Origin of the sequence: Paraburkholderia sp. FT54, assembly GCF_031585635.1 — a bacterium.
Classification (GTDB): Bacteria; Pseudomonadota; Gammaproteobacteria; order Burkholderiales; family Burkholderiaceae; genus Paraburkholderia.
Window position 1 is genome coordinate 2,605,444 of record NZ_CP134195.1, and the last position, 12,341, is coordinate 2,617,784.

At 64.7% G+C, this 12,341-nt stretch carries 8 protein-coding genes; 4 read left to right on the top strand and 4 right to left on the bottom strand.

Translation table 11 applies throughout. The features are described from left to right. Position 1 precedes the first annotated feature (1 nt). Positions 2-3,325 carry an efflux RND transporter permease subunit gene (locus RI103_RS12100; protein ID WP_310812247.1) on the top strand — a complete coding sequence of 1,108 codons (3,324 nt, stop codon included), beginning with the start codon at positions 2-4 and terminating at the stop codon, positions 3,323-3,325. Positions 3,326-3,397: 72 nt separating this feature from the next. Here RI103_RS12100 and RI103_RS12105 read toward each other — a convergent pair whose 3' ends face one another. The 3 genes from RI103_RS12105 to RI103_RS12115 form a co-directional block, all read right to left on the bottom strand. Further along, a complete protein-coding gene (locus tag RI103_RS12105) occupies positions 3,398-3,862 on the bottom strand; it encodes a hypothetical protein (RefSeq protein WP_310812248.1) in 465 nt (154 codons plus the stop codon). Between the two features lie 101 nt (positions 3,863-3,963). Further along, positions 3,964-4,527, bottom strand: a complete 564-nt coding sequence (locus RI103_RS12110) for a peroxiredoxin (RefSeq protein WP_310812249.1) — start codon at positions 4,525-4,527, stop codon at positions 3,964-3,966. A 201-nt stretch (positions 4,528-4,728) separates the two neighbouring features. After that, positions 4,729-6,066: an EAL domain-containing protein gene (locus tag RI103_RS12115; protein ID WP_310812250.1), complete on the bottom strand. Its 1,338-nt coding sequence runs from the start codon at positions 6,064-6,066 to the stop codon at positions 4,729-4,731. Positions 6,067-6,367: 301 nt separating this feature from the next. Between RI103_RS12115 and RI103_RS12120 the strand changes: the two genes are divergently transcribed. Together RI103_RS12120 and RI103_RS12125 are read left to right on the top strand one after the other, a co-directional pair. Continuing rightward, positions 6,368-8,182 (top strand): sensor domain-containing phosphodiesterase, encoded by a 1,815-nt coding sequence (locus RI103_RS12120; RefSeq protein WP_310812251.1) that lies wholly within the window; start codon positions 6,368-6,370, stop codon positions 8,180-8,182. Between the two features lie 91 nt (positions 8,183-8,273). Then, positions 8,274-9,731 carry an HDOD domain-containing protein gene (locus RI103_RS12125; RefSeq protein ID WP_310812252.1) on the top strand — a complete coding sequence of 486 codons (1,458 nt, stop codon included), beginning with the start codon at positions 8,274-8,276 and terminating at the stop codon, positions 9,729-9,731. 136 nt (positions 9,732-9,867) lie between these two features. Here the strand turns inward: RI103_RS12125 and RI103_RS12130 are convergent, their stop codons facing one another. Further along, complete coding sequence (locus tag RI103_RS12130; protein WP_310812253.1) at positions 9,868-11,250, bottom strand: EAL domain-containing protein; 1,383 nt, start codon at positions 11,248-11,250, stop codon at positions 9,868-9,870. Positions 11,251-11,516: 266 nt separating this feature from the next. Between RI103_RS12130 and RI103_RS12135 the strand changes: the two genes are divergently transcribed. After that, positions 11,517-12,275 (top strand): acetoacetate decarboxylase, encoded by a 759-nt coding sequence (locus tag RI103_RS12135; RefSeq protein WP_310812254.1) that lies wholly within the window; start codon positions 11,517-11,519, stop codon positions 12,273-12,275. Positions 12,276-12,341: the final 66 nt, after the last annotated feature.

Here is a 12,341-nt window from a genome sequence, read left to right on the forward strand (position 1 = left end):
GATGAATCTGTCGCGTCCGTTTATCTCCCGCCCGGTCGCCACCACGCTGCTGGCGATCGGCATCGCGCTGGCCGGTGTTTTCGCGTTCACCAAACTGCCGGTGGCGCCGCTGCCGCAGGTCGATTTCCCGACCATTTCGGTGCAGGCCACATTGCCGGGTGCGAGTCCGGATACCGTGGCGACCAGCGTCGCCAGTCCGCTCGAACGGCATCTCGGCACGATCGCGGATGTCACCGAAATGACCTCGTCGAGCTCGGTCGGCTCGACGCGCATCACCATGCAGTTCGGCCTGAACCGCGACATCGACGGCGCCGCGCGCGACGTGCAGGCCGCCATCAATGCGGCGCGCGCCGATCTGCCGGCGAGCCTGCGCAGCAACCCGACGTACCACAAGGTCAATCCAGCCGACGCGCCGATCCTGATTCTCGCGCTCACGTCGAAAACGCTCACGGCCGGCCAGTTGTACGACTCCGCGGCCACCGTGCTGCAACAGTCGCTGTCGCAGGTGGACGGCGTCGGCGAGGTGGATGTGAGCGGCTCGGCCAATCCGGCCGTGCGTGTCGAACTGGAGCCGAATGCGCTCTCGCACTACGGCATCGGTCTCGAAGACGTGCGCGCGGCACTCGCCGCCGCCAACGCGAACAGCCCGAAAGGCTCGATCGAATTCGGCCCGAACCGCGTGCAGATCTATACCAACGACCAGGCCAGCAAGGCCTCGCAATACAAGGATCTGGTCATCGCCTATCGCAACGGCGCGGCGGTGAAGCTCTCCGATGTGGCCGAGGTGGTCGATTCGGTCGAGGATCTGCGCAACCTCGGCCTCTTCAACGGCAAGCGTTCGGTGCTGGTGATTCTGTACCGCCAGCCGGGCGCGAACATCATCGACACCATCGACCGTGTCACCGCGATGCTGCCGCAACTGCACGCGTCGCTGCCCGCGGACGTCGACATCGCGCCGGCCGCCGACCGCTCCACCACCATCCGCGCCTCGCTGAAAGACACCGAGCGCACGCTGGTGGTCGCGGTCGCGCTGGTGGTGATGGTGGTGTTCCTGTTCCTGCGCAACTGGCGCGCCACGCTGATTCCGAGCGTGGCCGTGCCGATCTCCATCATCGGCACGTTCGGCGCGATGTACCTGCTCGGATTCTCGATCGACAACCTCTCGCTGATGGCCTTGACCATCGCGACCGGCTTCGTGGTCGACGACGCGATCGTCGTGCTGGAGAACATCTCGAGACATATCGAGAATGGCGTGCCGCGCATGAAGGCGGCCTTCCTCGGCGCGCGCGAAGTCGGCTTTACCGTGCTGTCCATCAGCATCTCGCTGGTCGCCGTGTTCCTGCCGATTCTGCTGATGGGCGGCATTGTCGGGCGCCTGTTCCGCGAATTCGCGCTCACGCTCTCGCTCGCGATCGGCGTGTCGCTGATCGTCTCCCTCACGCTCACGCCGATGATGTGCTCGCGCCTGCTGCGCGAGCCGCACGAGCAGAAGGAAGAAGGACGTTTCGGCCGCTGGCTGGAACGCGGCCTGACGTCGATGCAGCGCGGCTACGAGCGCACGCTCGGCTGGGCGCTGCTGCATCCGCGCCTGATCGTGACGATCCTGCTGCTGACCATCGGCCTGAACGTCTGGCTGTACATCATCGTGCCGAAGGGCTTCTTTCCGCAGCAGGACACCGGGCGCCTGATCGGCGGCATTCAGGCCGATCAGGCCACCTCGTTCCAGTCCATGAAAGGCAAGTTCGCGCAGATGATGGAGATCGTCGGCAAGAATCCGGCGGTGGAAAGCGTGGCCGGTTTCACCGGCGGCCGGCAGACCAATTCCGGCTTCATGTTCGTGACGCTGAAATCCAAGTCCGAACGCAAGGTCTCCGCCGATCAGGTGATCCAGCAACTGCGCGCGCCGCTCGGCGACGTGGCCGGCGCGCGGACGTTCCTGCAGGCGGTGCAGGACATCCGCGTCGGCGGGCGGCAATCGAACGCGCAGTACCAGTTCACGCTGCTGGCCGATTCGACGCCCGACCTGTACCTGTGGGGACCCAGACTCACCGAGGCGCTGCAGGCGCGCCCCGAACTGGCGGACGTGAATTCCGACCAGCAGCAAGGCGGCCTCGAAGCCATGGTGACGATCGACCGGGCCACCGCCGCGCGCCTCGGCATCAAGCCGGCGCAGATCGACAACACCTTGTACGACGCGTTCGGCCAGCGCCAGGTGTCGACCATCTATAACCCGCTGAACCAGTATCACGTCGTGATGGAAGTCGCGCCGAAGTACTGGCAGAGCCCGGACATGCTGAAGCAGATCTACGTCAGTACCTCGGGTGGCAGCGCGAGCGGCACGCAGACCACCAACGCGCCGGCGGGCACGGTGACGGCAACGGCGAGCACGACCTCGACCACTTCGTCGACCAGCGCGACGACAGGCGGCACGGCGGGCACGACCGCATTGAGCGCGGCGAGCATTGCTGCCGACTCCGCGCGCAATCAGGCGATCAATTCGATCGCGGCGAGCGGCAAGTCGAGCGCTTCGTCGGGCGCGGCCGTGTCGACCGCGAAGGAAACCATGGTGCCGCTGTCGGCGATGGCGAGCTTCGGACCGGGAAGTACCCCGCTCGCCGTGAATCACCAGAGCCAGTTCGTGGCCTCGACGATATCGTTCAACTTGCCGCCGGGCGTTTCGCTGTCGACCGCGACGCAGGCGATTTACGACACGATGGCGCAGATCGGCATGCCGGGGACTATCCACGGCAGTTTCCAGGGGACGGCGCAGGCGTTCCAGCAGTCGTTGTCTGATCAGCCGATTCTGATTCTGGCCGCGCTGGCCGCTGTGTATATCGTGTTGGGGATGCTGTACGAGAGCTACATCCATCCGTTGACGATTCTGTCGACGCTGCCTTCAGCGGGCGTCGGCGCGTTGCTGGCGCTGTTGTTGTTCAAGACGGAGTTCAGCATCATTGCGTTGATCGGCGTGATTCTGCTGATCGGCATCGTGAAGAAGAACGCGATCATGATGGTGGATTTCGCCATCGAGGCGTCGCGGCAGGGACTGTCGTCGCGGGATGCGATTCACCAGGCTTGTCTGCTGCGGTTCCGCCCGATCATGATGACCACTTTTGCCGCGTTGCTGGGGGCTTTGCCGCTCGCGTTCGGGCGCGGTGAAGGGGCTGAGCTGCGGGCGCCGCTGGGAATCGCGATTGTTGGCGGGTTGATTGTCAGTCAGATGCTGACGCTCTATACCACGCCGGTGGTGTATCTCTATATGGATCGGATTCGCGTTAGGTGGGAGTCTCACAGGGCTCGCCGGGCGGGGACGGCCGCTACTTGATGGATGCCGAAAGACCACCGTGCCTTTAAGAAAAGGCCACCAGTGCAAAGCATCCAGAAGCAAATCCGGACCCTAAAGCTTCTGCTCCGCAGCGAGCAAAAAAATCCGCGCCCATTGCCTGGCCTGCCGCCCATCCCGCATAGGCAAAACCCAAATCTGGCGCTTAGGATCTTTGACCTTCAAGGCGACCTGCCACTGAGCATCGGCGCCCTGCACTTGCGCCTCAAGCAAATCAGCAAAGATATAAGCCCCCTGCTCGTCACCGAGATGAATCTCACACAGCCGCTTGCCGGCGGCAAGGCGCACCCGCCCCCAACCGCCTTTGAGTTCGTGAGTCCAATCACCATCACGAACATTCGCTGACACTTCCATGCGCCGCCGCCACCAATAAGCCAGCGCGGCAATCAGCAGTACAGCGACGAGCACGGCAACGCCAACCGCCACGGCAAGACCAAAGCCTGCCTGCAGGGCATAAAACGCCCGCACCGCGCCATACACCAGCGCGATCAGCGCAATCAACGCAACGAGAATCGGCATCGCAAGCTCACGAGGCAAAAAAACTCAGTCTGGCACGAGCGACGCCTACCTCTCACAACAAGAAATCATGGCGAAAATCGCGCGTGCGGCGAGCGTGGGAGTTACGGCTGCTTGTGCGTCGCAGCCCAATCCTTCACCGCCTTCAGCGTGTTCTCGACATGCTTCTCCGGCGACAGACTCGTGTATTCATAAATGATCTTGCCATCCGGCGCGATCACATATGACACGCGATTGGCCATCGACGCATGCATCGGCAGGCCCGCATCATACGCACCGATCACCTTCGAATCGGCGTCGGCCGCGACCGGGAATTTGCTGCGGCACTCGCTCACTGAAAACTTCGTCAACGTGTCGATGTTGTCGTGCGACACGCCGATCACCGTCGCGCCATATTTCTTGTACTCATCGACGGCTTCGGCAAACTCGTGGGCTTCGATCGTACAGCCCGTGGTGAAGGCCGCCGGATAGAAATACACCACCACCGGCCCTTTCTTCAGCTCGTCGGCCAGCGAATACGTATAGGTCTTGCCGCCCAACGAGGCCTGCGTGGTGAACGCCGGCGCCACGTCGCCCGGCTTGAGGGTCGCCGAGGCCGTCAGCGAATGCATGGCGAATCCCACCGACACGACGGCGGCAAGTGCCGCCGATATGAATTTCTTCTTCATCTTCCTTCCTCCAGGCGTGGATGCACGCGGTTCGTCCAATGAACCCAAGGCCGCCGCGTTCAGGAGAACGCCGGCCAACTCCGCTATTGGACCACGTACTCACAAGGTACGTAAGAAGCAGCCTGAAGGATGCAGAAGTCGTTGCCGTGAACGCAGCCACGGCAAACGCGGGGAAAGCGCGCGCGACCGCCCCGCCGCGCGTCAGGCGACCGCTTCCTCGATATGCGCGCCAAACCAGGCCGCGGCCGACAGATTCAGCTCGGCCAGCACCTCGGGCGTGAAGGCCACGAAGCCGGCTGGCGCGTCGGGGCCCAACGCGATCGACGCCGCGTCGACGCCCTCGCCGGCCGCCTCGGCGAGACGCAGCAAGGTGCCCAGTTCGCCGCGCCCCGACACGATCGCTTCGCGAATCTGCGGCGCGAGGCCGAGTTTGTCCAGCGCCGCGCCAGGCGAACTGCCGAGCACCACGTGAATCAGAGAAAAAATGCCGGTCATGAACGCGGCATCGGCGAATTCGTCGTCGGCGGGACGCAGCCAGGCTGCGGCTAGTTCCATGAAGCGCGAACGCGTCCCCGCCAGTTGCACCAGCGGATCGGCGCGCCACGGCAGATCGCCGCTGTCGGCGTAGAGCAGCAGTTGCGCCCAGCGCGCGATCTGCCGCGTGCCGGTGGCGATGATCGCCTCGCGCAGCGACGCGATATTGCGCCCGAGCCCGAATGCACTCGAGTTGACGAGGCGCAGCAGCTGCACCACCACGCTCGGATTCAGCTTGAGCTCCGCTTCGAGCTCGACGATGCCGGCATCGCGCGACAGCAAGGCCAGCAGGCGCAACAGGCCCGGCCGCGGCGAGCGGTTGCGCGGCGCGGCCAGCACCTGCGGCCGGGCGAAAAAGTAGCCCTGAAACAGATCGAAACCGAGATCGCGCGCGAGCGCGAAGTCTTCGCGCGTCTCGACCTTCTCGGCAATCAGCGTCTTGCCCTGGCCGCTCACCAGCGACGCCAGCTTCGGCAGCACGGCGCGGTCGGTCTGCAGAAAGTCGATCTTGACGATGTCGGCGTGCGGCAGCGCGCCGATCAGCTCGTCGGACAGTTCGCTCACGTCGTCGAGCGCCACCTGAAAGCCGGCGCGGCGCAGCTCGCCCAGACGGCGGACCAGTTGCGCGTCGAATTTGACGGTCTCGAGGATTTCGAGCACGAAGCGCTCGGGCGGCATCAGATGGACGATGTCGTTAAAGAGCAGCGCGCGATCGATGTTGACGAAGCCGCGATGCTGGCCCAGCACCGTCGGCACGCCAATCCCGCCGAGGGCGCGCGCCACCACCTGCGCCGTCGCCTGGGCGTCGTCGGTGACTTCGGCGTAGTTATGCGCGCCGGCTCGAAACAACAATTCGTACGCATTGAGCGCGCCGTCGCGATCGAGGATCGGCTGGCGGCCCAGATAGACGAATTGCGCGGCGGCCAACGGCTCGGCGCCTTCGGCCGTTGCGTCGAGCACCTCGATGTGCCGGGCAGTGGCCTTGGCTTGATGGCGTTCAGACATGGAGCTTCGGTGCAAGTGTTCGGTAAGCTACGCAGCAGCGACGTCATAGCCGGCACTGCACAACAGGTTGGTCCTATTAACGGACGTCGGGTAGCCGCACTTTAACTGAATCGGCCCCGCGCCGTTGCGAGGCGGCGCAAGCGTTTCCTTATCAGGTGTTTTTTACGGCCGGCGCTAAAGATTTCGCCGCAGGGGTCGTTATCTCGTTCTGATGGGGCGGCCTGATACCTCTCGACCGCCCTCATACGGCGGCGAACGTGCCGCCTCGCCTGCAGACGAATACAGGTTGCCAGCCATAAACATGGAAGCGAACAGGATCACCGCGCCCCGCCGGGGCTCCTTGCGCACGGTCATCGACCGGCTTCGTGCGTTCGGCCGGCGCGTGGACGGCAAACCGCAGACGGCCGCAAGCCGCGCTGCGCAACTGGAACAGGTGGTCGGCGCCGTCGACCTGTTGGCGCACGTCGACGACGAACTGCGCTTCATCTATGTGTCCGAGGCCAGCCTGCGCTTCATCGGTTATCACCGCGAGTATCTCGAGACCATCACGCTGCACGACCTCGTGGCGCCGGCCGACGTGCCGCGGCTCGACACCCTGCTGACGCGCGCCGCCATCTCGGGCAACGTCGAGAAGGCCACGCTGGGTCTGATCAAGTCGCTCACTTACCCGATCACCGTCGAGCTGCGCGTGGTGCGCAGCAGCCACGACGGCGCCCAAGGCTATGCGATCGCCGCCTTCGACGTGTCGGCCTGGCGCGCCACCGAGGAACGCCTGACCCAGGCGCTGCATCTGGACCGCCTGACCAACCTGGCCAACCAGTCGGCGCTGATCCCGGCACTGCTCGACGTCCAGCAGCAAGCTGACGCGCACGGCACGCCGGCCGCGCTGCTGCTGCTCGACATCGACGACTATCAGCGCGTGAACCGCGCGCTCGGCTACGACGCCGGCGACGAAATGCTGCGCGACACCTCGCGCCGCATCCTGAACATGACGAGCCCGAGCGAGACCGTGGCGCGCGTGGCCAGCGACGAGTTCGCGATCCTCGTGAAGCCCGCCGCCAGCCGCACCGACGCGGCGGCCGCCGCCGAAACGCTGGCGCGGCGCCTGTTGACCGCGATCCAGCAGCCGTATGTGTTCAACGGCCAGCAGGTGCATCTGTCGGCGAGCATCGGCATCGCGCTCTATCCCGACGTGCGCCACGCCAACGACACCGCCGCCCACGACACCCATCTGCTGCGCTGGGCCGACCATGCCCTCCTGCAGGCCAAGGCGGCCGGCGGCAACACGCTCGCCTTCTACGTGCCCGACGACAACCCCGCCGACGCCGAACGCCTGAAGCTGGAGGCCGACCTCTACGACGGTGTGCGCAACGGCGAGTTCTCGCTGCACTTCCAGCCGATCACGAGCAGCCGCACGCATGGCGTGGTCGGCGTGGAAGCGCTGATCCGCTGGTCGCATCCGGTGCACGGGCTGGTGCCGCCGTCCATGTTCATCCCGCTTGCCGAGTCGATCGGCCTGATCAACTTCCTCGGCAACTGGGTGTTGAAGGTGGCCTGCATGCAGTTGATCCAGTGGGATGCGAAAGGCATCTCCCTGCAATACGTGGCCGTGAACGTGTCGCCGCAGCAGTTCCGCGATCCGCGCTTCAAGGACTCCGTGCGCGAGGCGATCGAACTGACCGGCATCGATCCGCGCCGCCTCGTGTTCGAAATCACCGAAAGCCTGCTGATGCACGACCCGGCGCATGCCAAGGGTCTGCTCGAAGAGCTGACCGCGATGGGCATCCGCTTCGCGGTCGACGACTTCGGCACCGGCTATTCGAGCCTGGCTTACCTGCAACGCTTCCCGCTCGCCAAGCTCAAGATCGACAGGAGTTTTGTCGAGAATCTGCTAACCTCCCGGAACGATCAGGCAATCGTTAGCGCCGTCGTGGGTCTTGCACAGACATTGGATCTCGAACTGGTGGCCGAGGGCGTCGAAACGGAAGCGCAGCGCACGCTGCTCACCGAGATGGGATGCGACCACATCCAGGGGTGGCTCGTCTGCAAAGCGTTGCCCTCCGACGAACTCGCGCAGCGTTTCGAAGCGCGCACGCTTCACTTGCACAGCGCATAGCGATGCAGGCAAAGCGCACATGCAGCGGAACAAGCCGGCCTGTGGCCGGCGTGGCACTCATTGGAACATGTATGGCTTTGGCGGGACTCACATGGTAAAGGCGGCGGTGCTCGACCGGCTCTGGACGCGAATGAGCGAGCGCGGCGATTTCCCCATGCTGTCGCAATCGCTGCGCTCCACCATGGCAGCGATGAACAACGACGACCTCGACTTCACCGGCCTCGTGCAGGTGGTGTTGTCCGACTTCGCCCTCACGCAAAAAGTGCTGCGGCTCGCCAACTCGGCCATGTACATGGCGTTCGGCGGCAACATCACGACCGTGTCGCGCGCATTGATGGTGCTCGGCATGGACGCGGTCGGCCACCTCGTGGTCGGCCTGAAGATCGTCGACCACTTTCACCACAGCGCACCGCGCCGCATCGACGCGAAACTCGAACTGAACCGCACGCTGCTGTCGGGCTGCGTCGCGCGCAAGCTGACCGAGCGCGGCGATCTGCGCGCCGGCGAGGAAGCCGTGGTCTGCACGCTGATGCGGCAGATCGGCAAGCTGCTCGTGGTGTTCTATCTCGACGCCGAATGGGACCAGATTCGCCGTCATATCGACGACGGCACGCTCGAAGCCGATGCCTGCGTGCTGGTGCTCGGCGTCACGTTCGACGAAATCGGCGCCGAAGCCGCCGTGCGCTGGCGCCTGCCCGACATGATCCGCTCCGGCATGGGCGAGTTCGATCCGCAGGACGTCACGCAGCCGCGCCAGGTGCAGTGGCTGCGCGCCATCACCAATTACTCCACGGCGGTCGCGGACGTGCTCACCCAGCAGAACATGCCGGACTGGGAGCGCGAGCAACGCATCGCCGAACTGGCGCAGGAATATAGCGGCGCGCTGAACACCGATCCGGAAGTGCTGCTCGAGATGAGCGTGGCGCTCGCCCGCGAGGAAGGCGGCGACGGCGTGATGCGCGAGATCGTCGAGCTGCGCGCCAATGCGGACGCGATCGCGCGCGAGGCGCTCAATCCCGAGGCACGCATCGCGGTGGGCGTCGAAGATCTGCGCGGCCTGCCCGACGGCAGCCCGCTCCAGCCGGCACTGGCGATGGCCGCGGAAACGCTGCTGGCCGGCCTCGGTTTTGCGCGCACTGTCGTGTTCGTCAAGCACAGCAACGGCACCTTCAAGGCGCGCCTGGGGCTTGGACCGAAGACCGACGCGGCGTTGCCCAAGCTCACCTTCAACACCGCCTTCGAGCCCGACGTGTTCCATCTGGCGATCGCGAACTCGGTGGGCATCTTCATCGAGAACGCACGCGACCCGAAGATGGTCGCGCGGCTGCCCGAATGGTTCCGCCGCTCATTCGACGACGCCCGCGCCTTCGTGCTGCTGCCAGTCGTCGATGAAAGCGATACGACCGTGGCGCTTCTTTACGGCGACTGGTCGCATAGCCAGGAGCCAAGGCGCATCTCACAGAAAGAGATGAGCGTGTTAAACGAGTTGGCCAGGGAGTTAGGCCGTTTTTTCGGCCTGGGGCAGATGCGGGAAATGGAGATGATGTGAAGACCTGGCGTGATCGTTGATCACGGCGCTTCACTCTCACCTGTTCTGTATTTGCCCGACGCCACGTTGAATTTGGGTCAGCCTCGCCGGGACCGCCATGCATGGCATGCCGCGGCTTCCGGTCGAATCACTGACCTCAATCCTCGATTCTTTCCAGCCCTTCCGCGCTGCGGTCCGCGACACCGGCCCACGCGCCCGCCTCCAGACCCAGTTCCGCGACCTCTTCCACCGTCAACGGCGGCAAGCGCGCGCACAGCGTTTCGAGCTCGTGCCACGCGCCGCGTTCGAGCGCTTCGACGGCGGTGAGCAGCAACCCCAGCACGCCCTGTCGATGCAGGATGCCCGCCTGGATCGGCCGCGACAACGTCAGCACGTTCAAGGTGCTTTCCAGCGAACCGCCGAACACCGCGTCGACGAATGAAAACACGCCGGTCAGGAAGGCCGCGTCGGCTTCGTCGCGGCCGGCTTCGGGCAGGCGCTCGATCGCCAGTTCCATGAAGCGCGCGCGGGTCGCGGCGAGTTGCAGCAAGGGATCGTCCTCGAGGGCGACCTTGCGGCCGTCCGCGTAGAGCAGCAGCTGCGTCCAGCGCGCGATGCGGTTGGTGCCGGTCGCATTGATCGCTTCGCGCAGCGTCGTGACCTTATGGCCGACAGCGAGGCCGCTCGAATTGGCGAGCTTCATCAGGTGCATGACCAGCACCGGATTCAGCTTGAGTTCCGCTTCGAGCTGCGCGACGGTCGGATCGCCCGAGAGGAGTTGCAGCAGGTTCAGCAAGGCATGGCGCGGCGCGCTGACACGGCGCGTCGCCGAGATCTGCGCGCGGGCGAAGAAGTAACCCTGGAAGCGATCGAAGCCGAGTTCATGGGCCGTTTCGAAATCGGCTTGCGCGTCGATGCCCGAGGCGACCAGCAGCTTGCCCGCCGACTTGAGCACGCTCGCCAGTTTCGGCAGCAGCGCGCGCGGCACACCCGTGAAATCGATCTTGACGACTTCCGCGTAGGGCAGCAGTTTGGCGAAGGTTTCGTTGGGCTGAGTCACCTCGTCGAGCACGAAGCGATAGCGGCGGCCATGCAGCTGCACGATGCGCGCCACCAGCGCGTCGTCTAACTCGATCGTCGGCGCCAGTTCGAGCATGAAGCGCTCGGCGGGCAACCGCAGGATCGCGTCGTCGAACAGCATGTCGCGGCTGACGTCGACGTAGGCCGGATGCCCGGTCAGCGCGCCGCGCAGATTGCCCTGCAGCAGACCGCGAATGATGGCTCGCGCCACGCGTTGCGCGGGATCGGGCGCACGGCCCGACGAGGCGTCGGTATCGACGCCCGCGGCGTCCGCGGCGGCACGCTCGGCCTCGAGCATGTCCGCGGTCCATTCCGGTGCGCGCACCTTGATCTCGTAGCCACACAGCATGCCGTCCCGATTCAGAATCGGCTGCCGCGCGAAGCTGGCATTCAATTGCGCATCGTCCGTTGCACCAGGTGGGTCCGTCCGGCCCGGATTCTCGATTGCGATGGTGGTCATTGTTATCCCCCCGCTAAGCGCCGCCCTGGCGCTTACTGCTGTATTTTGGTTTTCGCTGCACCGTGAGCGCCCGGCCCGGGCCGTGAAGCCCGCGGCGCCTGCGGTGCGTGCGCCGATTTTAGCTCAGGCCGCCATGCGCGGACATGCCTATGAAGCAATATCTTGAAATAATTGGAGACGCGTCTGAAAGCTATCCGGCACGAAATCACCGATACTCTTGTGCAGTGCAGAAGCGTTCCAACCGCGTTTAACCAGCAAGGAAAAACATGGACGTCAAAAGCGTGCTGTCAAATGCCTTCGCCATGCCGATCACGAGCCCGGCATTCCCCATGGGCCCGTACCGGTTCATCAACCGCGAATTTCTGATCATCACCTACCGGACCGACCCGGACAAACTGCGCGCCGTGGTGCCCGAGCCGCTCGAGATCGGCGAGCCGCTGGTTCACTACGAATTCATTCGCATGCCGGATTCGACGGGTTTCGGCGATTACACGGAAAGCGGCCAGGTGATTCCGGTGTCGTACAAGGGCGTGGCGGGCGGCTATACGTTGGCCATGTATCTGGACGATCACCCGCCGATCGCCGGCGGCCGCGAGCTGTGGGGTTTTCCGAAGAAGCTCGCGAACCCGGTGCTCGCCGTCCATACCGACACGCTCGTCGGCACGCTCGACTACGGTCCGGTGCGCATCGCCACCGGCACGATGGGCTACAAGCACCGGCAGCTCGATCTGGCGCAGCAGAAAAAACGCCTCGAAACGCCAAACTTTTTGCTCAAGGTGATTCCGCATGTGGACGGCACGCCGCGTATCTGCGAACTGGTGCGCTACTACCTTCAGGACATCGATCTGAAAGGCGCATGGACCGGCCCCGCCGCGCTCGAACTGGCGCCGCACGCGCTCGCGCCGGTCGCGGAATTGCCGGTGCTGGAGATCGTCGAGGCGCGCCATCTGCTTGCCGATCTGACGCTCGGCCTCGGCGAAGTGGTGTTCGATTATCTCGATCAGCCGGAAGCGAACCTGCGTTGATCGATTGGCGCCGGCCTCGCGCCGCCGCCACTGCAAATGCAAACGGCCGCGATAGCGGCCGTTTGC

Excerpts from the sequence above, each read along its gene's own strand:
- RI103_RS12125 (WP_310812252.1), top strand. The coding sequence starts at position 8,274 with ATGGTAAAGGCGGCGGTGCTCGACCGGCTCTGGACGCGAATGAGCGAG.
- RI103_RS12110 (WP_310812249.1), bottom strand. The coding sequence starts at position 4,527 with ATGAAGAAGAAATTCATATCGGCGGCACTTGCCGCCGTCGTGTCGGTG.
- RI103_RS12130 (WP_310812253.1), bottom strand. The coding sequence starts at position 11,250 with ATGACCACCATCGCAATCGAGAATCCGGGCCGGACGGACCCACCTGGT.
- RI103_RS12115 (WP_310812250.1), bottom strand. The coding sequence starts at position 6,066 with ATGTCTGAACGCCATCAAGCCAAGGCCACTGCCCGGCACATCGAGGTG.
- RI103_RS12135 (WP_310812254.1), top strand. The coding sequence starts at position 11,517 with ATGGACGTCAAAAGCGTGCTGTCAAATGCCTTCGCCATGCCGATCACG.
- RI103_RS12120 (WP_310812251.1), top strand. The coding sequence starts at position 6,368 with ATGGAAGCGAACAGGATCACCGCGCCCCGCCGGGGCTCCTTGCGCACG.
- RI103_RS12105 (WP_310812248.1), bottom strand. The coding sequence starts at position 3,862 with ATGCCGATTCTCGTTGCGTTGATTGCGCTGATCGCGCTGGTGTATGGC.
- RI103_RS12100 (WP_310812247.1), top strand. The coding sequence starts at position 2 with ATGAATCTGTCGCGTCCGTTTATCTCCCGCCCGGTCGCCACCACGCTG.